General features: G+C 61.1%; 22 protein-coding genes. 8 read left to right on the forward strand and 14 right to left on the reverse strand.

Translation table 11 applies throughout. From position 1 onward, the window contains the following. The first annotated feature begins 49 nt into the window (after positions 1 to 49). The 4 genes from PYR65_RS18065 (at position 50) to moaB (ending at position 4,645) form a co-directional block, all read left to right on the forward strand. Positions 50 to 1,066 carry a polyprenyl synthetase family protein gene (locus PYR65_RS18065; RefSeq protein ID WP_060636537.1) on the forward strand — a complete coding sequence of 339 codons (1,017 nt, stop codon included), beginning with the start codon at positions 50 to 52 and terminating at the stop codon, positions 1,064 to 1,066. A 266-nt stretch (positions 1,067 to 1,332) separates the two neighbouring features. Next, a complete protein-coding gene (locus tag PYR65_RS18070; protein ID WP_060636538.1) occupies positions 1,333 to 3,159 on the forward strand; it encodes a tetratricopeptide repeat protein in 1,827 nt (608 codons plus the stop codon). 12 nt (positions 3,160 to 3,171) lie between these two features. After that, positions 3,172 to 4,116 (forward strand): 4-(cytidine 5'-diphospho)-2-C-methyl-D-erythritol kinase, encoded by a 945-nt coding sequence (locus PYR65_RS18075; RefSeq protein WP_276118977.1) that lies wholly within the window; start codon positions 3,172 to 3,174, stop codon positions 4,114 to 4,116. After that, positions 4,103 to 4,645 (forward strand): molybdenum cofactor biosynthesis protein B, encoded by a 543-nt coding sequence (moaB, locus tag PYR65_RS18080; RefSeq protein WP_276118978.1) that lies wholly within the window; start codon positions 4,103 to 4,105, stop codon positions 4,643 to 4,645. Before PYR65_RS18075 ends, moaB begins: the two co-directional genes overlap by 14 nt. A gap of 308 nt (positions 4,646 to 4,953) precedes the next feature. Here moaB and PYR65_RS18085 read toward each other — a convergent pair whose 3' ends face one another. Continuing rightward, positions 4,954 to 5,484 carry a glycosyltransferase family protein gene (locus PYR65_RS18085; RefSeq protein ID WP_276121101.1) on the reverse strand — a complete coding sequence of 177 codons (531 nt, stop codon included), beginning with the start codon at positions 5,482 to 5,484 and terminating at the stop codon, positions 4,954 to 4,956. 42 nt (positions 5,485 to 5,526) lie between these two features. Then, on the reverse strand, positions 5,527 to 5,694 hold the full coding sequence (locus tag PYR65_RS18090) for a hypothetical protein (protein WP_276118979.1): 168 nt from the start codon (positions 5,692 to 5,694) through the stop codon (positions 5,527 to 5,529). Here PYR65_RS18090 and PYR65_RS18095 point away from each other — a divergent pair. From PYR65_RS18095 to PYR65_RS18105, 3 genes are all read left to right on the forward strand, one after another. Further along, on the forward strand, positions 5,693 to 6,850 hold the full coding sequence (locus tag PYR65_RS18095; RefSeq protein WP_060636484.1) for a PA0069 family radical SAM protein: 1,158 nt from the start codon (positions 5,693 to 5,695) through the stop codon (positions 6,848 to 6,850). The two genes, PYR65_RS18090 and PYR65_RS18095, sit on opposite strands and share 2 nt — an antisense overlap. A 143-nt stretch (positions 6,851 to 6,993) precedes the next feature. After that, on the forward strand, positions 6,994 to 7,677 hold the full coding sequence (locus PYR65_RS18100; RefSeq protein WP_276118980.1) for a ribonuclease HII: 684 nt from the start codon (positions 6,994 to 6,996) through the stop codon (positions 7,675 to 7,677). A gap of 192 nt (positions 7,678 to 7,869) precedes the next feature. Then, positions 7,870 to 8,181, forward strand: coding sequence for a hypothetical protein (locus PYR65_RS18105; protein ID WP_276118981.1), 312 nt, complete (start codon positions 7,870 to 7,872; stop codon positions 8,179 to 8,181). Positions 8,182 to 8,334: 153 nt separating this feature from the next. On the opposite strand, the gene PYR65_RS18110 is transcribed toward PYR65_RS18105, so the two are convergent. The 8 genes from PYR65_RS18110 to PYR65_RS18145 all read right to left on the reverse strand — a co-directional run bounded on the left by PYR65_RS18110 (position 8,335) and on the right by PYR65_RS18145 (position 15,681). Further along, positions 8,335 to 8,826, reverse strand: coding sequence for a F0F1 ATP synthase subunit B (locus PYR65_RS18110; protein ID WP_060636500.1), 492 nt, complete (start codon positions 8,824 to 8,826; stop codon positions 8,335 to 8,337). A 10-nt stretch (positions 8,827 to 8,836) separates the two neighbouring features. Then, the gene (locus PYR65_RS18115; protein ID WP_060636501.1) at positions 8,837 to 9,445 is read right to left on the reverse strand and encodes a F0F1 ATP synthase subunit B; all 609 of its coding nucleotides are present in this window, start codon (positions 9,443 to 9,445) and stop codon (positions 8,837 to 8,839) included. A 73-nt stretch (positions 9,446 to 9,518) separates the two neighbouring features. Next, entirely contained in the window at positions 9,519 to 9,746 is a 228-nt protein-coding gene (locus PYR65_RS18120) for a F0F1 ATP synthase subunit C (RefSeq protein WP_056332699.1), read from the reverse strand. Positions 9,747 to 9,846: 100 nt separating this feature from the next. Then, positions 9,847 to 10,608, reverse strand: a complete 762-nt coding sequence (locus tag PYR65_RS18125; protein ID WP_276118982.1) for a F0F1 ATP synthase subunit A — start codon at positions 10,606 to 10,608, stop codon at positions 9,847 to 9,849. Between the two features lie 63 nt (positions 10,609 to 10,671). Beyond that, positions 10,672 to 11,037, reverse strand: a complete 366-nt coding sequence (locus PYR65_RS18130; protein ID WP_060636503.1) for an AtpZ/AtpI family protein — start codon at positions 11,035 to 11,037, stop codon at positions 10,672 to 10,674. A gap of 318 nt (positions 11,038 to 11,355) precedes the next feature. Beyond that, positions 11,356 to 12,534, reverse strand: coding sequence for a cell wall hydrolase (locus PYR65_RS18135; protein ID WP_276118983.1), 1,179 nt, complete (start codon positions 12,532 to 12,534; stop codon positions 11,356 to 11,358). A gap of 250 nt (positions 12,535 to 12,784) precedes the next feature. Further along, a complete protein-coding gene (locus PYR65_RS18140; RefSeq protein ID WP_060636505.1) occupies positions 12,785 to 14,686 on the reverse strand; it encodes a potassium transporter Kup in 1,902 nt (633 codons plus the stop codon). Positions 14,687 to 14,703: 17 nt separating this feature from the next. Continuing rightward, complete coding sequence (locus PYR65_RS18145) at positions 14,704 to 15,681, reverse strand: magnesium transporter CorA family protein (protein WP_060636506.1); 978 nt, start codon at positions 15,679 to 15,681, stop codon at positions 14,704 to 14,706. A gap of 14 nt (positions 15,682 to 15,695) precedes the next feature. On the opposite strand from PYR65_RS18145, the gene PYR65_RS18150 reads away from it, so the two are divergent. Continuing rightward, the gene (locus PYR65_RS18150; protein WP_276118985.1) at positions 15,696 to 16,001 is read left to right on the forward strand and encodes a hypothetical protein; all 306 of its coding nucleotides are present in this window, start codon (positions 15,696 to 15,698) and stop codon (positions 15,999 to 16,001) included. Positions 16,002 to 16,099: 98 nt separating this feature from the next. On the opposite strand, the gene apbC is transcribed toward PYR65_RS18150, so the two are convergent. The 4 genes from apbC to PYR65_RS18170 all read right to left on the reverse strand — a co-directional run bounded on the left by apbC (position 16,100) and on the right by PYR65_RS18170 (position 22,141). After that, entirely contained in the window at positions 16,100 to 17,317 is a 1,218-nt protein-coding gene (gene apbC, locus PYR65_RS18155; RefSeq protein WP_276118986.1) for an iron-sulfur cluster carrier protein ApbC, read from the reverse strand. 460 nt (positions 17,318 to 17,777) lie between these two features. Beyond that, positions 17,778 to 20,192, reverse strand: a complete 2,415-nt coding sequence (locus PYR65_RS18160) for a methyl-accepting chemotaxis protein (protein WP_276118987.1) — start codon at positions 20,190 to 20,192, stop codon at positions 17,778 to 17,780. A gap of 340 nt (positions 20,193 to 20,532) precedes the next feature. Then, complete coding sequence (locus PYR65_RS18165) at positions 20,533 to 21,288, reverse strand: LuxR family transcriptional regulator (protein WP_060636508.1); 756 nt, start codon at positions 21,286 to 21,288, stop codon at positions 20,533 to 20,535. A gap of 112 nt (positions 21,289 to 21,400) precedes the next feature. Next, positions 21,401 to 22,141, reverse strand: a complete 741-nt coding sequence (locus tag PYR65_RS18170) for a helix-turn-helix transcriptional regulator (protein ID WP_407951252.1) — start codon at positions 22,139 to 22,141, stop codon at positions 21,401 to 21,403. Positions 22,142 to 22,304 lie beyond the last annotated feature (163 nt).

The following is a 22,304-nucleotide window of genomic DNA, read 5'->3' on the forward strand; positions in this document are numbered from 1 at the left end:
GCCCCCCTTTCTATTGTCCGAACTGGAATTTGAACAGGAGTCCCTTGTGTTGGGCGTAGTGATACCGCTGGAAGACAGCAAAAACAAACAGGCATCGGTCAAGCCGCTCGTCGACCTGACGAAGGCGGACATGGAGCGCGTCAACCAGCTGATCCTGTCCAAGGCGGGGTCCGACGTCCAGATGATCCCGGAGGTGGCCAATCACCTGATTTCCTCCGGCGGCAAGCGCCTGCGCCCGATGCTGACGCTCGCGTCCGCCGCGATGTTCGGTTTCACCGGCGATGCCCATATCAAGCTGGCGACCGCCGTCGAGTTCATGCACACGGCCACGCTTCTGCACGACGACGTGGTCGACGAGAGCGACCTTCGGCGCGGTAAATCGACGGCGCGGATGATCTGGGGCAACCAGGCCAGCGTGCTGGTCGGCGACTTCCTGCTCGGCCAGGCTTTCCGGATGATGGTCGATGTCGGCTCGCTCGATGCGCTTGACGTTCTGTCGACGGCGGCGTCCGTGATTGCCGAAGGTGAAGTCCTGCAGCTGTCGGTCGCCAAGAATATGGAGACGACGGAGGACGACTATCTGTCCGTCATCCGCGCCAAGACGGCAGCCCTGTTTGCGGCCGCCGCCGAAGTCGGCCCGATCGTTGCCAAGACCGACAAGGCCAGCCGCAATGCGCTGAAATCCTACGGCATGAACCTGGGCCTTGCCTTCCAGCTGGTGGACGACGTGCTCGACTATGGCGGCAAGGCCGCCGATCTCGGCAAGAACACCGGCGACGATTTCCGCGAAGGCAAGATCACGCTTCCGGTCATTCTCTCCTACCGCCGTGGAACCGCCGAGGAGCGCAGCTTCTGGCGCGCCGCCATCGAAGGCGGCGAGAGCAACGATCAGAACCTGGAAAAAGCATTGGGCCTGATCACCCGCTATGGCGGCCTGACGGACACCATCGCGCGGGCCCAGCATTACGGAACAATTGCCCGCGACGCGCTGGCGCCATTGCCGGCATCCCCCTGGAAGGATGCGCTGCTGGAAGTGATCGATTTCTGTATCGAACGGGTCAGCTGAGCCACCGTTGCAGGGACGCGTTGCAACCTTGAGGAATTTCTTGCCGCACTGCGCCAAAAAAGCCATTCTGTCCTTCCATGCTGTGGCCGCCGGATAGTATCGCTCACGATCGGGTGAGCGAAAATTGACGGCGGTATGTCGAATTGCGTCTTGCCTTGCGTTCAAACCTTTTCCGGTTTGCCGGGTTTTGCGTTATTGATTTGGGACTGATTCCGCGCGAATCCGTGTCGGCGCCAAGGGGTGCCGCCCGTAACGAAAGGCTTGTCATGCGGCAAAAACACCTTCTTCGCCTGCTCAGCGGCGCTGCCTTCCTGGCCTTGGCGTCGCTTTCCGGCGCAGCACCCAGCTTTGCCGAGGAAAAAGCTGCGGTCGAAGAAAGCAAGCCATTCGACTTCAATTCGGTCAACAGCTTTTCGGGCGCGTTTCTCGCTGCCCGCACCGCCGATGTCGACCACGATCTCGACACGGCCACCAAGCTCTACCGCACGGCGCTCGAATTCGAACCCGACAATGTCGATGTCAAGCAGCGGCTGATGATCACCTCGCTGATGAATGGCGATTTCAACACCGGCGCCAAGATTGCCGAAGAGTTGAAGAACGACAGTTCCGTCGAGCGCATCACCACGATCACCCGCGCCGTCGAGGCGATCCGCAAGCGGGAATACCGCCACGCGCAGAAAATCCTCAATTACGAGGGCCCCAACGATCTCGACCGGCTGATGAACGGCCTGCTGCTCGGCTGGGCGAAGGCTGGCGAAGGCAAGCCGAAGGACGCGATCGCCGATATCCAGAAGATGGAAGGACCGGACTGGTTCCGCATCTTCAAATCCTACAACCAGGGCGCCATTGCGCTGGCTGCCGGCGACAAGTCCACCGCCCGCTCGAAGCTGAACGATGCCGTGCTCGACCGCGAAGGCGGCGCTGCCGCCCCCGACACGTTCATGCGTGCCGTTATCGCGCTGGCAAAGCTTGAGGCCCGCGACGGCAACAAGCAGAAGGCGCTCGATGCGGTTTCGGTCGGCGAAGGCTTCATCAGCAACTATGCGCCACTGAAGGCCTTGCGCACCTCCATCGACGAGGGCAAACCGCAGGAGCAGCAGGTTCGCAGCGCAACGCAAGGGGCGGCCTCCGTGCTGTTTTCGATCGCTGCCGCGCTCAACCGCGAAGGCGCGGAAGACATCGTCTCGCTTTATCTGCAGACCGCCCGGGCGCTGGATCCGGAAAGCGCCGATATCCTCGTCATGCTTGGCGGGATCGCCGAGAACCTGAAGAAGCCGGAACGGGCAATTGCGCTCTACAAGAGCGTACCGGAAAATTCACCGATGCGGCGCCTGTCGGAAATGCAGCTGGGTCTCAGCCTCGCCTCGATCGGCAAGGTCGATGAGGCCAAGGAACATCTGAAGGAACTGATCGAGCTCGATCCGAAGGATGTTCGCAGCTATCTGGCCTATGGCAGCGTGCTGTCGGATGCCAAGGATTACAAGGAAATGGGCCTGATCTACGACCGTGCAGTCGAGCAGATCGGCCCGGTGCCGCAGCGCAGCGACTGGACGATCTTCTTCCAGCGCGGTATTGCCTATGAGCGCCAGAAAATGTGGGACAAGGCCGAGCCGAGCTTCAAGAAGGCGCTGGACCTCAATCCCGACCAGCCGCAGGTGCTGAATTATCTCGGCTATTCCTGGGTCGATATGAATATAAACCTCGAAGAAGGCCTCGGCATGATCCGCAAGGCGGTCGATCTGAAGCCGGATGATGGCTATATCGTCGATTCGCTGGGCTGGGCCTATTTCCGGATGGGCCGCTTTGACGAGGCGGTTGGCGAACTGGAGCGCGCTGTCGAGCTGATGGCCGGCGATGCGACGATCAACGACCATCTGGGCGATGCCTATTGGCGCGTCGGCCGCAAGCTGGAAGCGGTATTCCAGTGGAACCAGGCCTTGGCTCTGAAGCCCGAGGAAGCGGAAATCCCGAAGATCAACGCCAAGATCGAAAGCGGCCTGCCGCCGGTCGAAGCCAAGGTTCCGGCCGCTGCCGAAGCGGGCGACACGCAGCCGAAGAAAGTGGCTCCGGACGTTGCCGGCAAGAAATCCTGATTTCGCCCACCCATGGCACATCAGGACGACATTTCCGGATTTTCGCTGACGCGGATCGCGCCGGCGAAAATCAACCTGGCCCTGCATGTCGTTGGCCAGCGGGCTGATGGCTATCATCTCCTCGAAAGCCTTGTGACCTTTGCCGATGCGGGAGACCGCATCGGCTTTTCCATCTCCGGTGAAGACCGTTTCACCCTGTCCGGCCGTTTTTCCGGCGCGCTGCCGCCAACCGGCGACCCCGCTGGAAATCTGGTGCTGAAGGCGCGCGACCTGTTGCGGGCGCATCTCGGCGAAACGGGCATTCAGGCAGCACCAGTGCATCTGCATCTCGAAAAAAACCTGCCGGTCGCCTCCGGCATTGGCGGCGGCTCGGCCGATGCGGCCGCGACGCTGCTTGGCTTGCTGGAGCTTTGGGGTGTTTCCACCCGGCTTGAAATCCTGCAGGCGATTGCGCTGAAACTGGGCGCCGATGTGCCGATGTGCCTTCGCGGCGAGCCGCTTGTCGCGCGCGGCATCGGGGACGATATCGAGCGGGTCCCGGACTTTCCGTCCTTTCCCATGCTGATCGTCAACCCGCTGAAAGCGGTCTCGACGCCGGTGATTTTCCGGCTCTTGACGAACAAGACCCAGCCGCCTCTTGCAATGCCGCAGGACCGGCCGTCGCGCGACGGGTGGATCGACGTTCTGAAAACCCTGCGCAACGATCTGGAGCCGCCGGCGCGCACGCTGGAACCGCAGATCGGGGCGGTCTCGAATGCGCTTGGCCTGACCGGCGCGCAGCTGGTGCGGATGTCTGGATCGGGCGCATCCTGCTTTGGGCTTTACGCGAGCCTTGAGGCTCGCGACGAGGCGGCGGCTCTGCTTTCCAGGCAGAACCCGGGATGGTACGTTCTGGCCTGTAACAGTGTTTCCAGCCACAGTTTTGACGGAGAGGAAGAGCGCGATGACCGAGGTTAAGGATCAACGGCCCTTCGTTCCGGTCGGGATTGCGGTTCTCACTGTTTCCGATACGCGCACGCCGGCCGATGACCGTTCCGGCGACACGCTCGTTGCCCGCATTACGGACGCCGGCCACAGATTGGAAGCCCGCGCCATCGTTGCCGACGACAAGGACAGCATTGCGGCGCAGGTGAAAGCCTGGACGCTGGACGAAGCGATCGACGTGGTGATCACCACCGGCGGCACGGGCTTTACCGGACGCGATGTGACGCCCGAGGCGCTGGAGCCGTTGTTTGAAAAGCGGATGGACGGCTTTTCCGAGGTCTTCCACCGGATTTCCTATGACAAGATCGGCACCTCGACGATCCAGTCGCGCGCCACCGGCGGTGTGGCAAACGCCACCTTCATCTTCGTCCTGCCGGGATCACCCGGCGCCTGCAAGGACGCATGGGACGGCATTTTGAAGCAGCAGCTCGACTACCGCCACCTGCCCTGCAATTTCGTCGAGATCATGCCCAGGCTGGACGAGCACCTCAAACGCGACTGACCGCCAAGGGTCGTCAAAACCCAACCGTCCCTGTTCCATCCGTAACAGCGCATCACGATGCAGCATCGTAGAACTGTGCCTACCGGAGACGGACATGAGGCGGGCGAAGGACGGGATTACGGCGCGCCTCAGTTTCCATCCCGGTCACGGCAGATACCAGGAAGGCGGCGGATTTCACCTCATGAAAGCCGCCACGGCAAGCGATACGACGCGACGGCTGGGTTTCACGCGGCAAGCCATTTTGACGGTCATTTTTTCAATCAAGACAGGGCAGGCTCGCAAGGGCCTGCTCTTTTTGCTGCCTGCCGCTATTCCGCGTCCGGACGATTGGCGATTGCCACCCAGGCCGGCACGAGTTCGCTTCCAAGCTTGCGCAGCGCCCGCCCATTGGCAAAATCGGCAAGCTGCATGGAGGATTTGGCGATCGCTGTGGCCTGTTGCTTGGAGAGCAGCAAGCCCAGCTCCAACGGCGCTGGCCGGTTGACGATGCGCTGCAGGATGGGGCGGCGGTATTGCCGCGACGCAGAAAAGCGCGCCGGCATCTTGTTCAGCGACATATATTCCGCGACATCATCGATCCAGCGCCCTGCAGGCCTTGCACCCGCTTCGAGCAGAAGCAGCCAATCGCCGCGGGCCGAGCGCACGATATCGGTCATGTCCCAACTGCTGCAGAACCGCGCACCGGCGGCATCCGCCACGCGGCTTGAACCATCCTGCGAGGCATGGTCGAGGACGATAACATCGCTCACCAGACCTTCCACGGCACCCGCCACCAGCGCCGACAGCGTCTGCGCCAGTTCAGCCTCATTGTCGCGGGTTTCGGTGATGATCGTCAGCATCGCCGTCCATACCGCATTGCACACAGATTTTCCAGAAGCCCTTCATGTCGCGGTGATTAACTTTTGATTCATGATGAATGTTGGGGCGCTGGCGGCCTTGCGCAACGGCGTTTCGAATTTTTGTTCTTGCATTGTTCTCTTTTTCACGATAGGAAAATAATCAGAGGATATCGGAAAATCCGCAAGGACCAGTCCACCGGAGAAACCCATGAACGAGCTGTCTCAGATCAGGCAGGGTGCTTTGGCGCCTGCCAATACGGCAGATATGGCCGAGGCGATGATTGCGGGCTCCGGGCTGCGCATCGAGATCGACCGGCGGCGCGGCCGGGGCGCTGCGATCAATTCGTCCGGCCGGTTCGAGCCGCTGTCGCGCCAGCTGGAGGATGACGGCTGGAACTCGCTGGAGGACTTGCCGAACTTCAAGACCGAGGTTCAGGTCGAAAAGCCGCGCTCGATCATCAGCCGCAACGATTCGCCCGACATCCCGTTCGACCGCTCGGTCAACCCCTACCGGGGATGCGAGCATGGCTGCATCTATTGTTTCGCCCGCCCGACCCATGCCTATATGGGCCTGTCTCCGGGGCTCGATTTCGAGGCCAAGCTGTTTGCCAAGCCGGATGCGGCAAAGCTTCTGGAGCGCGAACTGGCCAAGCCCGGCTACAAGGTTCGCCCGATCGCCATCGGCACCAATACCGATCCCTACCAGCCGATCGAGAAGGAATGGCGGATCATGCGCCAGGTCCTCGAAGTGCTCAAAGCTGCCGATCACCCGGTGATGATCGTCACCAAATCGGCGATGGTGATGCGCGATATCGATATCCTGGCGCCGATGGCCGAGAAGGGGCTGGCCAAGGTCGGCCTGTCGGTGACGACACTCGACCGCAAGCTTGCCCGGTTGATGGAGCCGAGAGCATCGACGCCGTCGAAACGCCTGGAAGCGATCAAGGCGCTCGCCGATGCCGGCATTCCCGCAACGGTGATGATGGCGCCGGTCATTCCGGCGCTGAACGACCATGAGATCGAGCGGGTGCTGGACGCGGGCAAGGCGGCGGGCGCGATGAGTGCCAGCTATGTGCTCTTGCGCCTGCCGATCGAAGTCAGCCCGCTGTTTCGCGACTGGCTGCTGCGCAACTATCCCGATCGCTACCGCCATGTCATGTCGCTGGTCCGCTCGATGCGCGGCGGCAAGGACTACGACGCAGAGTTCGGCAAGCGCATGAAAGGGGCTGGGCCCTATGCCTGGCAGATCGGCCGCCGGTTCGAGCTTGCCGCCAAGCGGCTGGAACTGAATGTCACGCGGCGCCCGCTGAACTGCGAGCTGTTCGTGCCGCCGCTCGGCACCGGCGTGCAACTCTCGCTGCTCTGACGGCGGACAAGCATTGCTCCGGGACTGTCCCGGAGATCGAAATACCGGTGCTGCACACCCGCAGCAGCAGCGGTCATCCTCCGGCAATTGCCTCCTTGCCGAAGGACTTGCAGGGAATCGGGCTTGTGTGCGAGTTTCGCCGCATGTCACGACGCACACAGCCCGATTCCCCTTTTCTTTTCGAGACGATCGAAGGCCCCGATTTCAGCTTCGAACTCGCCGGGCGCCGCGATGGGCTCTGGCCGGTTGCGGGCACGGACGAGGCCGGGCGCGGGCCACTCGCCGGTCCGGTCGTTGCCGCCGCCGTCATCCTGGATCCCGACAATATCCCCGAAGGCTTGAACGACAGCAAGCAGCTGTCGATTGCCCGCCGCGAGGAACTGTTCGATCTTATCCTCGCCTCCTCCATCGTCTCCATCGCCTCGTCCGGTGCCGGCCGGATCGACGGTACGGATATCCGCAAGGCGAGCCTGGATGCGATGCGCCGGGCGGTGCATGGCCTGTCCACTGCACCTGCCCTGGTGCTCGCCGATGGCCGCGATATCCCGCCCGGCCTTGCCTGTCTTGGCAAGGCCGTCGTCAAGGGCGATGCCCGCTCGCTGTCGATTGCGGCGGCCTCGATCATTGCCAAGGTGTCACGCGACCGGATGATGACCCGCGCCCATCTGGTCTTCCCGGCCTATGGGTTTTCCACTCATGCCGGCTATGCCACGCAGCGCCACCGCAATGCCATCGACGATCACGGCCCCTGCCCGCTGCATAGAATGAGCTTTAGGCCGCTGCGCCAGGACGGCGTTGACATGCCGGACGAGGAACTGCAGGGCTGACGCTTGGGGAGATGCGGGCTGTATCCTGGAACATCCGCCCGTGCCAAACGTTTTTCCCATCGTCATTGACGTCAAAGACACAGGAGCGGTTTTTCTTGTGTGCGGCGTGCCCCAGGTAACAAACAGCCGGGCGGACGGGTTATAGAACGAGGAACGGCATGCACCCGCGATTCCCTTGAAAGGTTTTACACCGTGTTTTTTGGCTTGATCTTCCTTGCTGCGACGGCAGCGGCCAGCGTTCCCGCTGCAGAGGAGCCGACCGCGGACGCCTTGCAATCGGATCTGCAGACGGCCTATAGCTGCCAGGATATTGACGGCCGCAAGGTCTGGAAGGGCGGGCTTGCCTATTATATCCAGTCCTACGTCTATGATGATGGGACGCCGGATGATGCGGGCAATATGGCAACAGACGCGGTCCTGCCCGAAGACAACAGCGCCGAGACCATGCAGGAATTCGAACAGGCCTGCCTGACCATGGCGCCGACGGCAAGCACCAGCAATTAGCATCTGACTTTTCTGCAGGCCACTTCGCTTTGCCGGGGTGTGGCCAAGCGCTCGCCGCTGGTGCGCGGGCTGATGCCAGTCCTCGAACCCCTCCGGCAGACATAAAAAAGGCCGGCGCGAGCCAGCCTTTTCAAATCCCGATCACGCGGTTGCTTAATTCAGGCGTGTCTTCACGTCGCTGATTGCCTTGGAAAACAGGGCGGCCTGGGTTGCGGCATCCGACTTTGCCGTGATGACGCTTTCGGCGGCGGCAATGGCGATATCGACGGCCGTGGCGCGAACCGAGTTGATGGCGTCGGTTTCGGCCTGCTTGATCTTCTGTTCCGACAAGGCCGTGCGGCGGGCGACGAATTCGTCGGTCTTCTGCTTGGCTTCGGCGGTCAGCATTTCAGCTTCGCGTTCGGCAGCGGCAACGATGTTGGCGGCTTCCGCTTCGGCTTCCTTGCGCTTGCGCTGGTATTCGACGAGCAGGGCCTGGGCTTCGGCGCGCAGGCGCTTGGCTTCGGCCAGTTCGTTGGTGATGCGGCCGGCGCGCTCGTCGAGCGATTTGGCCAGCATGCCCGGAACCTTGAGATAGACGATGAGCGCGAGGAAAAGCACCAAGCCGACTGTGGCCCAGAATGTGGCCAGTGAGGTCAAATCCATGATGCTCTCCTTACTTCGCCGATGCTTTGACCGCAGATGCGATCTCAGCCTTCGATACCTTGCCGCCGATCAACTGCTCGACGACGGCTGTCGCAGTGTCCTCGGCGATCGCGCCAACGTCGGCCAGGGCCTTCGTCTTGATATCGGCGATACGCGCTTCGGCAGCGGAAATCTTGTTGTTCAGGCTTTCTTCGACCGCGGTGCGATCGGCAGCAGCCTTTGCCTTTGCAGCTTCGCGCGCAGTCGATGCGATCGCGTTGCCCTTGGCTTTTGCGGCGGCCAGTTCCTGCTCATAGGCAGCAATGGCGGCGTCGGCCTCTGCCTTCGAGCGGGCTGCATCATCGAGGTCGCGTGCGATCGTGTCGTTACGCGTTTCGAGAATGCCACCGATGCGCGGCATGACGACCTTCGACATCAGAAGGTAGAAAAGACCGAATGTGATCGCCAGCCACAGAAGCTGCGATGCAAATGTCGACGTATCGAAGGGCGGGAACACTCCCGAGCCATGTCCGCCTTCTTGGGCTACACCGGTTTCGGTGTGGACCTCGCCGGCAGCGGCGTCGTGGGTCACTGCGCCTTCGGTGGTGGTTGACTGGGCGTATGCCGCGGTCACAAACATGCTCACCTCCAGGTGCACTCAGAAAAGATGCGGGCCGCGACGTTGAAACCGCGGCCCTGCCTTCAAGCCGGTCTTAGACGGCGAAAAGGAGAAGCAGAGCTACGAGCAGCGAGAAGATGCCCAGAGCTTCCGTAACGGCGAAGCCGAATACGAGACGGCCGAACTGGCTGTCTGCTGCCGACGGGTTGCGCAGGGCGCCCGACAGGTAGCTACCGAAAATGTTGCCGAGGCCAAGAGCCGTGCCGGCCATGCCGAGGCAAGCGAGACCTGCGCCGATGTACTTTGCTGCTTCCGCTTCCATGATTTTCTCCTTCGAAATGGTTGTTGCGGCTAACTTGGGCACTCCCACCGGTCAGGACCGAAGAACGATCCGGAGCGGGAAAGCCCCACGACTTTATTCCTTAGTGGCCACCCGGATGCACTGCGTCGTTGAGGTACATGCACGTCAGCACCGCAAAGACATAGGCCTGGAGGAAGGATACGAGGAATTCGAGACCCGTAAGGGCCACGGTCATGATGAGCGGAAGGATCGCACCACCAATGCCCAGCGCGCCGAGGGTTCCGAGCGAGGCGACGAAGCCTGCGAACACTTTCAGCGTGATATGGCCGGCCAGCATGTTCGCGAAGAGACGAACCGAAAGGCTGATCGGACGGGACAGGAAGGAGATCACTTCGATTGCAATAACCAAAGGCAGAAGGATACCAGGTACGCCAGAGGGCACGAACACATTGAGGAAGCCAAGGCCGTGCTTATAGAAACCGTAGAACAGGACAGTGCCGATGACGAAGAGCGCAAGCGCGAAGGTCACGACGATCTGGCTGGTGACGGTGAAAAAGTAGGGAACCATGCCGAGCATGTTTGCCGTCAGGATGAACATGAACAGCGAAAACACCATCGGGAAGAATTTCATGCCGTGGGAGCCTGCACCTTCGCGCAGCATCGAGGCGATGAATTCATAGGAGATTTCGGAGACGGACTGCATGCGGCCGGGAACCAGGCTGCGCGTCGACGTCGTGAAGTAGAGGAAACCGGTGGCAACGGCGAGCGTCGCGACCATGAACAGCGATGCGTTGGTGAAAGAGAAATCAATACCGCCAATTTCGATCGGAATGATCTTGTTGACCACAAACTGGTGTACCGGATCTACCTTATCGCCTGCCACAGCCGCTCTTCCTCGTTACTCACCGCCAAGGGGCGGATATTTCAACCTGCGATGACAGCGCGTCTACGCGTCGTCGCTCTTGTTCTTGATGCCCTTGCCCAGCGTATCTGCCGGATGAGGCGCTGCCACCATGCCCGCCGAACGCAGGACATTCAGCACACCGGCACAAAAACCAAGCAGGAGAAGCACAATCATCCCCCACGGCCCTGTACCCGCAAAATGGTCCAAAAGATAGCCCAGAAGTGCACCGACAATGATCGCCGCCACAAATTCGCTCGAAAGCTTGATCGCGACCTGATAGCCCTTGCGGTTCTGCGCAGCGCGCGCTTCATCCGCAGCGTATTTCGGATCGTCCTTGCGCTTTTCAGACAATTCCGAACCGAGGCGTTTCAGCCGATCTTCCAGACCCTCTTTCCGGTTATCCGTCATGTGGCACCCCGCCTTTTGTCGCCTCTCATGGTGATAAACCATAAGCCTGGTCACACAAAGGCCGGATTTGAAGCCACCGTTCGGCCCGTTCTGAAGTCGGCCGCAACATAGTTTTCGGGGCCTGCATAGTCAAGGCACCAAACGGCCTTGTTAGGCCACAATATTATTTAATAAAAACATTATGTTACGCGATAACCGTGCCAGTCTGGCGGGATTTTCGGGGAATCACCGGAGGCTTTGCCGGACCGTGACGGAAATAAGTCAGTCCGGCTGCTGCCCGCAGCCCAAGTGATCAGGCCAAGTCATCAGGCCAGGCGATCAGCTCCATCCACCGCCATAGGTGCGGTAGAAGATGTGCTTGCCGATCTTGGAGACCCGCTTCATCGTCGGACCCCAGTCCGGCTTCACATAGGTGGCGTGATAATGCGTCGCGGAGCCGACTTCGGGAAACCAGATCTTGCCTGCGGTCACCGCAAGGGCGATTTCCTTGGCAGTTGCCCAGGCCGAGCGCGACCAGACGATATCGGGGATGCGGTCGCAGGCAAACGAGAACTGGCAACGGTTGTACCAGTTCTTGTTCTGATAGACGGCGCCGCAGATCGTCGAGGGATAGGCGGGATTGCGGACGCGGTTGAGAATGACCTGGGCGACGGCCGCCTGGCCTTTCAGCGTTTCACCGCGCGATTCGAAATAGATGCCCGATGTCAGGCATTTCTGTTCAGCCTCGGAAAAAACCGAGGCCGGCAGCGGATTGGCAGCCCAGGCGTGATCCTCCGGGGCGATGTCGGGAATGAAGCGGCCGCCGGTCTTGTCTTCGCGCAGGATCGAATCAAATGGCGACTGGCGGGCATAATCCGGCTCGGCCGGTGCATAGGCGGTAGCAAGGATATCGGCCGACGCATTGGTCACCAGGCTTGCCAGCATCGGCGACATGGCTGGATCGGCCTTGGGCGCCTTCTTCTTGTAGAAGGCCGTGGCGATCTTGATTTCCTTGCCCTGGATCTGCGACTTCGAAAACACCATCCGTTCTGCCGCATCAAACAGCGGGTCGGTCAGCGAACTCGTGCGCTGCAGGATCGAGCCTGCGGTAAAATCCTTCGGCGGCGTCACCGGGGCGACGGCGATGATGCGGCCCTTCTTGTCCTTGCGGTTCACCCGGTCCTCGTCGGTACGCGGATCGGCCAGTTTCTGGCCGGCGGTGAGCGAGACCTTGCCGCCACCCGGCATGTCGATCCCTGCCCCGTCGCCGATCGATCCGGTGATCACCGGATCGCTGAAGACCATCTCGACCTCGTGCAGCGAGCCGGCCGGCGAGCGGGTCATGTGCATGCGCCAGCGTTCGCCACCGCGATTGACGCCGGAGAGAAAGGTTGCAAGATCGGAATGGGCGGCCACCGAGGGTAACCCGACGAGCAGGCCGATGCCCAGCATCAGCGGGGCAGTCCAGCGCGCGGATGGCAAACCGGACGGAAAACGCAGCACTTTACCCTTACGCACCAACCGTACTCCACGCACTGACAGACGCGGGTTTCCATCCGGCAAAAATACCCGGACCGTCTTTCCCCGCGGAAGTGAATCGGACAAGCGGTGACGTCGCATTCAATGGCGCGTTTACCGCTTCAACTTCCCTGACAATGAAGCATTAACCTTGATGGTTGGTTAATAAGGCCGTCCCGGAATGGGTGGCTGGAACGCAAAACGCCCCCCGGCCGAACGGCGCAGGAGGCGCTTGTCGCTATAAGCGCAATCAAATGATGACGTGCGAGCCCAGTTCCACCACGCGGTTGGTCGGCAGGCGGAAATAGTCCGAGGGGTCGATGGCGGCATTGGCAAGGCCGATGAACAGGCGGTCCTGCCAGTGCGGCATGCCCGATTGCGCATCCGGCACCAGCTTGCGCCGTCCCAGATAGAAGGAGGTCGACATGATGTCGAACTTCAGGCCAGTCTTGCGGAAGAGGCCAAGCGCCTGCGAGACATTCTGGGTTTCCATATAGCCGAAGCGCATTTCCAGGAGGCTGAAACGTTCCGACAGGCTGCTGGCCGTGACGCGCTGGTCCTTGGGAACGATCGGCGTGTTCAGCGTGCGGATCGTCAGGATGAAGTTTTGCGCGTGCAGGACGTGATTGTGCTTGATGTTGTGCAACAGCGCGGCCGGCGTCGATTCCGGATCGCTGGTGAGGAAGATCGCCGTTCCCGGCACGGAAACCGGTGCATGCTCGCTCTTTCGCTCGATTGATTTGACGAAGGAGGCCAGCGGGATATCGGTGTGCCGGGTCTTGTCATGCAGGATCTTGGTACCGCGCCGCCATGTCCACATGATGACGATGATCGCTGCGGCAATCAGCACAGGTACATAGCCGCCATCATGGATCTTCAGCATATTGGCGCCGAAGAAGATCATTTCGAGCATCAGCAATGGAAGAAGCGTCGCAATCGCCAGATAGAGCGGCCAGCGCCAGCGCACCCGCACGAACTCATAGGCCAGGAACGTATCGACCACCATCGCGCCGGTAACGGAGATACCATAGGCGGTGGCAAGCGATTCGGACGAGCCGAAGACGAAGACCAGAAGCATGACGCCGAACATCAGGAGCATGTTGACATTGGGCAGGTAGATCTGGCCGGTCTGGGTCTCCGACGTATGGAAGATCGCCATGCGCGGCAGAAAGCCGAGATGGATTGCCTGGCGCGTCAGCGAGAAGGCGCCGGTGATGACGGCCTGGGCGGCGATGATCGTGGCGCAGGTGGCCAGGATGACCACCGGCAGCAGCGCCCATTCCGGGAACATCAGGTAGAAGGGATCGGACATCGCCTCGGGATGTTTGAGGACGAGAGCCCCCTGCCCCAGATAATTGAGCGCGAGTGCCGGAAAGACGAGGCCGATCCAGGCCCACTGGATGGGCTTGCGGCCGAAATGGCCGAGATCGGCGTAGAGCGCCTCGGCACCGGTGACGGTCAGGAACACGGCGCCGAGCACGACGATCCCGACATAACCGGCGTGTATGAGGAAATGCACGGCATAATAGGGATTGAACGCGGCCAGGATGCCGTAGTCATCGGTAATGTGGCTGACGCCGGCAACCGCCAGAACGATGAACCATACGGCCATGATCGGGCCGAAGAATTTCGAGACCGCCGCCGTGCCGCGCGATTGCACGGCAAAGAGCAGAAGCAAGATCACCACCGAGATCGGCACCACATAGGGCGAGAGCGTCGGCGTCACCAGCTTCAACCCTTCGACCGCCGAGAGAACCGACAAAGCCGGCGCGATGATCGCATCGCCGATGAACAGGGCGGCGCCGGCGATCCCGAGGAAAAACAGCCGGTTGGCGCGCTTGCTGGAATATTTCATCAACAGCGCCAGCAGCGACAGCGTGCCGCCCTCGCCATTGTTGTCGGCGCGCAGCAGGAAAAGCACGTATTTCAAGGTGACGATGATCGTCAGCGTCCAGATCATCAGCGAGATCAGGCCGATGATTTCCAGACGCGTCACGCCGTCAGCGGAGACCGGGCGCAGCGCTTCACGAAACGCATAAAGCGGGCTGGTGCCGATATCGCCATAGACAACGCCGATCGAGCCAAGGGACAGAGCCAGAAGCTTCCGTATTTCCTTGTCGCGCGTCCCGGGTTGAGCTGCAGAATGAGACATCTGAATATTTCGGGCTCCTAGAGCCAGCCTTTCCAGCGAAAGAAGTAGTAGGGGACGATGGCCGAAATCACCATGCCGATCACGGCCATGGGATAACCGAAGGTCCATTTCAATTCGGGCATGATCTCGAAGTTCATGCCGTAGAGCGAGGCGACGAGCGTCGGCGGCAGGAAAACGACAGCCGCAATCGAGAAAATCTTGATGATGGCGTTCTGTTCGACATTGATCAGGCCGAGCGACGCATCGAGCAGGAAGGTGATGTTTCCGGAGATGAAGGACGCATGCTCCGACAGCGACTGGATGTCGCGCGAAATTGTCCGACAGAGTTCCTTGGTCTCCCGGTTCTCCTGAACCGAGGGGACCGTGTAGAGAAATGTCAGCACGCGCGAGAGCGAGGCGAGACTGTCACGGGTCTTGGCCACCAGCCGGTGATGCGACGCCACGTCCATCAGCTTGGCTTCGAGATAATGTGGCGGGCGGCGCTTGCCAACCGGCCGGTCGCCGAACACCTGCAGCGACAGGCCGTCAATGCGGGCAACCGCAATCTCGAGGATTTCGGCGGTGCGATCGACGATGGTTTCAAACAGCCGCGTCGCCAGAACCGTCCCGGTTGCGCAGCCGCCGGGAATGCGGTGCATGGCGGCGGTGAACAGGGCAAACGCTTTCGGCTCGTCATAGCGGATGGTGATCAGCCGTCCCTTGCTCAAAACGAAGGCGACATCGGCCAGTTCCGGATGGCCGCTTTCGGCCTTGCAGACGAGCGACGCCGTCATGAAAACGGCGTCCTTGGCGGTGTAGAGACGGCTGGACGGTTCGATGTCCTTCAGGTCGTCGCGGGTCGGCACATCGATGCCGAGAAGGCCCTCAAGCAGAAGGTCCTCGGCCTTGTCCGGACGCAGCATGTCGATCCAGACCACATCGGCCGGCAGGGACGCAGGCGGCTGCGCCGCGCTGATGACCACGGCTTCACCATTGTCGCGATAGGCAGTGATCATACGTGCGGCCTTATATGCGCAGCATCGGCGCGGGCGCTCGTTTCCTGCGCATCGCATGGGCGGCGAAGGCTGACAGAAACCGGACCATGGCGAGCCTGAACCAGCCGGCCGGAGAAGTTAAAAGCTGCGCGCGGCAGATCCATATGGAAACTCTCGTCGTTTACGACAAACCCTCAAACGGTCATCACAGTCATGCGGAGCCCGACGGAGGGCAGCACCGCTGGTGCAGCCTTGCGGATGCGGGGAGGCATATGGAACAAGGCACGCTCAAAATCAATGCGGAAATTGGCAAAGCGCCACAATGCCGCCCAAAGACTTAACGACGCTCGCCGCCCGAATGTCAACAGCCCGCATTTGCCGGCCCGGTTTTCCAGGGCCGTGCGGCAGACACGAAGACCGGCTCGGTGGTGCTGTTGCGTTACTCGAACACGATGTTGGGCATGGTCCGGGCCTTGTCGCCCTGATGCGCGCCGACCTGTTCCCAGACCTTTTTGGCGATATCGCGATAGACGCGGGTGATCTCGCTGTCGGGTTCGGAGGCGACGACGGGCGTGCCGGCATCAGATGTTTCGCGGATGCCCATGGTCAGGGGCACTTCGCCCAGGAACGGCACGCCGATACGCTCGGCCTCCTTGCGGGCACCGCCATGGCCGAAAATATCGTAGCGATTGCCGGTATCAGGCGCGATGAAATAGCTCATGTTCTCGACAATGCCGAGCACCGGCACTTCGACCTTGCGGAACATCGCCAATCCCTTGCGGGCGTCGATCAAGGCCAGGTCCTGCGGCGTGGAAACGATGACGGCGCCGGCCAGCGGCACCTGCTGGGCCATGGTCAACTGCGCGTCACCCGTGCCCGGCGGCATATCGACCACCAGAACGTCGAGATCGCCCCAGGCGACTTCGCGCAGCATCTGCAACAGCGCCGACTGGATCATCGGGCCGCGCCAGATCATCGCGACTTCCTCATCGACGAGGAAACCCATCGACATCACCTTCAGGCCGTAATTTTCCATCGGACGGATCATCCGCCCTTCGATCTGCTGCGGCCGCCCGGAAATCTTCAACAGGCGGGGCATGGACGGGCCGTAGATATCGGCGTCGAGAATGCCGACGCGCAGGCCGTTGGCCTTTAGCGCCAAAGCGAGATTGACCGATGTGGTGGATTTGCCGACGCCGCCCTTGCCGGAGGCAACGGCAATGATGGCGCCGACGCCGGGAATGCCGGCTTTCGCCGCAGCTGTCGGGGTGCGCTGCGGTGCGGCTGCGGGTGCGTGACTATGGCCCGCATGGGAGTGACCCGCATGGGAATGACCGGCGTGCGAATGGGCAGATTGCGCGGGGGCAGTTGCCGGGCGCTGCACCGGCGCCGACGACGAGGCGCCCTTCTTGTCGGCGGTGAGCGCCACCATGGCGCCCTTGACGCCAGGGATATCCTTGACCACCCGCTCGGCTGCAGCCCGCAGGGGATCCAGTTCCCGGGCGCGCTCGGCAGGCACGGTGATGGAGAAATAGACTTTGGCATCGGAAATGAAGACATCCGAGACCAGACCCATATCGACGATATTGCCGTCCATATCCGGTCCGCGAACGCCCCTCAGCTTGTCGAGAACCTGTTCCTTGGTCACATCGGTCATGTCATTCACTCCTGCCGCCAGCGCGGCTGGTTTGCCCTGCTGTCCCGTCCCTGCATTATGCATGGACATATTTATCAGCGCCCGGCCAAGACCGGGGCTTTCCCTTAGATAATCGAGCCGGAGTGTTTCGCCAATGCGGCGGCCGAGAAAAAACCGGCGCAAAAGAAAGGCCGCTTTCTGCCGGTGGTGTCCGTACATCCGGGATCACCTGTGGCTGAAAGCGGCCTTATCTGTCGCGACCTTCTTGGGCGCAGTTTTTATTATAGTCCCCTCTGGACATGCATCTAACAAAGCAGGAACCGTGCCAGTTTGGAAAACCCTTTGGAAACCGGGGTTTCACGGACAATGCCAGTGCAGCGCAACATCAATTCCGATGATTAATTGTGCAATTGCGTTGCCCAAGGTTTGGCATTGCCGGATTTTGCAACAGGGGCGCCGGCGGGCGGCGCCCCCTTAGTCCTTAGAATTCGTCCCAGCCGTCATTGGCCGGGGCCGCTGCGGCGCCGCCATGTCCCTGGAACGCACCGGCGAGCTTGTTGCTGAGCGAGCGGGCGGGCGATTGCACGGCCGGTGTCGTGGCCGAAGCGGATCGGATGCCGGTTCTCGACAGCGGGGATGTGCGGGCCGCAGCAGGCGCTGCCCTGTGCGCAGAAGTGTCGCTTGACGCGCGATGCATGCTGGCCTGCGCGTGCATGGCCGCCTGCGAGGCTTCGCCAAGCTGGAAGTTCGACAGCAGCGTCGTCAGCGCCGAGGCTTCGGCTGCAAGCGTATGGCTGGCAGCGGTGGATTCCTCGACCATGGCGGCATTCTGCTGCGTGCCCTGGTCCATGACATTGACGGCGCGGTTGATGTCGTTGAGGCCGATCGACTGTTCGCGGGCCGCCTCGACGATGGACGAGACGCGCAGATTGATTTCATCGACCTCATGCACGATGACCTCCAGCGCCTTTCCGGCCTGGCCGACCAGTTCGACACCGGTCTTGACCTGCTGGCCGGATTTCGAAATCAACGCCTTGATTTCCTTCGCCGCATTGGCAGAGCGCTGGGCGAGTTCGCGCACTTCCTGGGCAACGACCGCAAAGCCCTTGCCCGCATCGCCGGCACGGGCCGCTTCGACACCGGCGTTCAGGGCCAGGAGGTTGGTCTGGAAGGCGATCTCATCGATGACGCCGATGATGCTGGAGATTTCCTGCGACGACGTCTCGATCTGGCCGACGGCATCGATGGCGCTCTTGACGACGGCGCTGGATGTCTGCGCGCCGGATTTTGCCTTGGCGACCAGCTGGCCTGCCTCTTCGGCGCGTACGGTGGAATCGCGCACCGAGGCGGTGATCTCGTCAAGCGCTGCTGCCGTTTCCTCGACGGATGCCGCCTGCTGTTCGGTGCGCTTGGCCAGATCGTCGGCCGAGGAACGGATTTCGGCGGAGCCGGCCTGGATGCCGAGCGCGTTGTTGCCGACCGATTGCAGGGTCTGCTGCAGGGTGGACATCGAGCTGTTGAAGTCGTCACGCAGCGCATCGAGCGAGCCGATGAACGGCGTCATCAGGCGGAACGTCACGTCGCCTTCGGCCAGGCGCTGCAGGCCGGTGCCGAGTTCGGTGACGGCAAAGCGCATCTGGCGCTCGTTTTCCTGGGTCTCTGCGGCACGGCGCTGGCGGTCTTCCTCGCTGTGCGTGCGGGTTTCTGCAGCCTCCGTCTCCAGGCGCTGCTTGGCAATCGTCGCGTCGCGCAGAATGGCAAGCGACCGGGCCATGTCGCCGATCTCATCCTTCCGCTCGGCATCGGCAATGGCGATGCTGGTATTGCCCCTGGCGATTTCGCCGGTGGCATTGACGATGGCTTCGAGGCGGCGGCGGAAACGGTTGGAGATCATCACGCCAAGCAGCACGAGCAGAACGGAGGCGACGGCGATGATAGCAACGGAAATCCAGGCCATATGGGTCAGGTAGGCAAACACGGTCGCCTTCGGGACGGAAACAATCGCATACCACGCAGTATCCGGCAGGAGTTGCACGGGGACCGCGACGGAGAGGAACTTGGTACCATCCTCGCCGGTGACGTCGACCAGCTTGCCGGGGTTGTCGATCATCGTCTGCCAGGCGGCGGCATCGACGCTGCTGTCCTTGAACGCCTTGCCGAGATTGGCGGCGTTGACATGGCTGAGGAAATGTCCGCCCTGCGAAACGAGGGCGACATTGCCATCACCCAGCGGCTTCATGGCGGCCAGTTTCGATGTCAGGCTGTCGAGCGCGATGTCGATGCCGGTGACGCCGAGCGGCTTGCCGTTGACGGTGACGGGCGCAACCAGCGAGGTCATCATCACGTCCTTGCCATCGACCACATATTTATAGGGCTCGATCACGACCATCTTCTGCGCCTTGAAAGGCTGCTGGTAATAGTCGCCGGGGCCCGGCTTGTCGTAATCGACCAGCGGCGTCACGTCGATCTTGCCGCCGGCGCGCACCCAATAGGGCACGAAGCGGCCCGTCGCATCATGGCCGGGCTTGTTGACATAGTCGGCATCCTTGCCGTCGAAGGCGTTCGGCTCCCAGCCGCTCCAGACGCCCAGCGCGAAGGGGCTGTCCTCCAGTGCCTTCTTCATCATCGCATCGGCGGAGGTGCGGTCGGCAGCGCCCGATGTTTGAAGCGCAGAAAAAACGCTCTGGAACGTGCTGACGAGCTGCAGGCCCTGCGACATCTGCGCTTTCAGGTCGGCAGCGGTCAACGCGGCGGCCGCATTCATTTCGCCGACGCTGCGGCGCTCGACTTCGGAATAGGAGATCCAGAACAGTGTGCCCGCCGTCACCACCGTGGCGAAGAGCCCGGTTGCCACAACAGAGAATATATTACGGGAGGTCGCAGTCTTGAACAGCATCTCGTATCCTCGCAAGCGCGACGGCAACGGGCGAATGCCTTCAATGTTGCTGCGTCACATGACTATCATTTGGACGATCATTTGGAAAAAGGTGCGGAGGATAGCGTTCGCCCGGCTTGCGTCCCAGAAGACGGACAATACCGGCAATGTAAAAGCGTTTTACATCCCGCTTCGACCAAAGATCGAAAGCGGGCGTGTTTACGCACCCTCCCAGTGAAATCATTTCACCGGCAGTAAAGTGCGCCACAAAACTTAATGTTCATCTAAAATACCGGCAAGAATCGAAACGCCTTCTTAGGCGGCCCCGAACCTGGAGCGCTTCATCTCAAACGGAAGCGATCTAGCTGATATAGCCCTTCTTCATCGCCTTGACGACGGCTTGGGTGCGGTTGACCGCATCGAGCTTCTTGCTGACATGGTTGAGATAGTGGTTGACCGTATGCTCGGACAGACCAAGGATACCGGCGATCTCCGAGCTGGTCTTGCCGGCGGCCGTCCAGTTCAGACATTGGATCTCGCGCTCCGACAGGGCAACCGGGGCGCCCTTCCAGAACGAGCCGATTTCCGTCAGGCGATTATAGACATGGATGGCGATCATCTGCAGTTCCATCAGCGCGGACATTGGCAGGTCGGCGCGCTTGCCCATCCAGATGACGGTTGCCCGGCTGCCATCGGCATCGTGAACCGGGAAATAATTGGCCTGCAGAATACCGTGCTCACGCAACTGGGTAATATAGCCATTGGTCTGTGGCAGGCGGCTGCTTTCCTTTTCCCAGTCCTCCAGCGTCAGCTGGAACGGCGTCGTGGTTTCCCGCAGACGGCGAATGCCGGTTGAATGCTTCAGCATCGAGATGCTGTCATAGGTATTGACCAGATCGGCGGGCATATTGGACAGGATCGCCGCGCTGGACAGCTTTTCCGCATCGAAGGCCGGCACGACGCAGACAAGGAACGCCTGGAAGCCGAAGGCCTGGGTAATCTTTTTCATGTAGCGGATGGCATCGAACTGGGTTTCCAGCGCTGCGATATCCGCAGCGAAATCTCCGCCACGCGACTGTTCTGCTTCGACCGGTTCTGCCATCAATGTATCGCGCATTCACAAACTCCACCGCACATCCGAGTGCGTTGCCGGTCAAGCGCTCTGAGGCTTGCCCGATATTTCACTCTACACATCATGCCGGTTTCCTGCTTGCATTCATAAACATTTCTCAATTGATCAACCCGGCCCGTATCGCTTTTGCCACGGTCTGGACGCGATTGACAGAATCAAGCTTGCGTGTGGCACGGCTCAGATAGTGATTGACGGTATATTCCGACAAATCGAGAATTTTCGCCATTTCCGTCGTCGTCTTGCCGGCAGCCGCCCAGTGCAGGCATTCGACTTCGCGCCGCGACAGCACGGCGGGCATGGGCGCGCGAAGGCCCTTGATCTCGCTCAGCCGGCCAAACAGGTGGCCGGCCTTGTAGGTCAGTTCCTTCAGTTCCGCTGCGTTCACCACCGCGCGATTGCCAGCGAAAGCGACCGCACCGCAGGTGCCGTGTACATCATGAACGGGAATATAGACGCCGCGCCGTAGGTTGACCCGTTCGAACAGGGTGAGCACCTCGCGCCCCTTGCCATCCGAACGCCGGTCGGAATCAAGGGTCGTGTCATAGGTGAAGGGAATGGTGCTCTTGCGCAGGCGCGCTATGACCGGGCTGCCGGCCATCAGGTTGGCGGCATCGTAATTGCTCAGGAAATCCGCCGGCCAGTTCGTCATGACGACCGTATCGGACAGGCTGCAGCAGGATTTGCCCGGCACGACCATCACCAGGAAACCGTGGAAGCCATAGCTGCGCGAGACTTTTTCCAAGGCCTGGCGGATATCGGCTTCCCGCGTCATCTCCCCGATTTCCCGCGGGTCCGCGGCAACCGTCATGGGTGATAGATGTCCGCTGAAGTCCACCATTTCGTACCTCTTCCAGGCTCGCCGCCGATGAAACCCGGCATCACGAGACCCGTTCTGCCGCCTCCCCAGGCTTTCCTGCCGGATTCACGTCCTGCATTCCCGTCTTTGCGGCGGGGTTTGAACGTCGGCAGGCACAGAATCTGATATATTAAAACTACAGCTC

This window comes from Pararhizobium qamdonense, assembly GCF_029277445.1.
Classification (GTDB): domain Bacteria; phylum Pseudomonadota; class Alphaproteobacteria; order Rhizobiales; family Rhizobiaceae; genus Pararhizobium; species Pararhizobium qamdonense.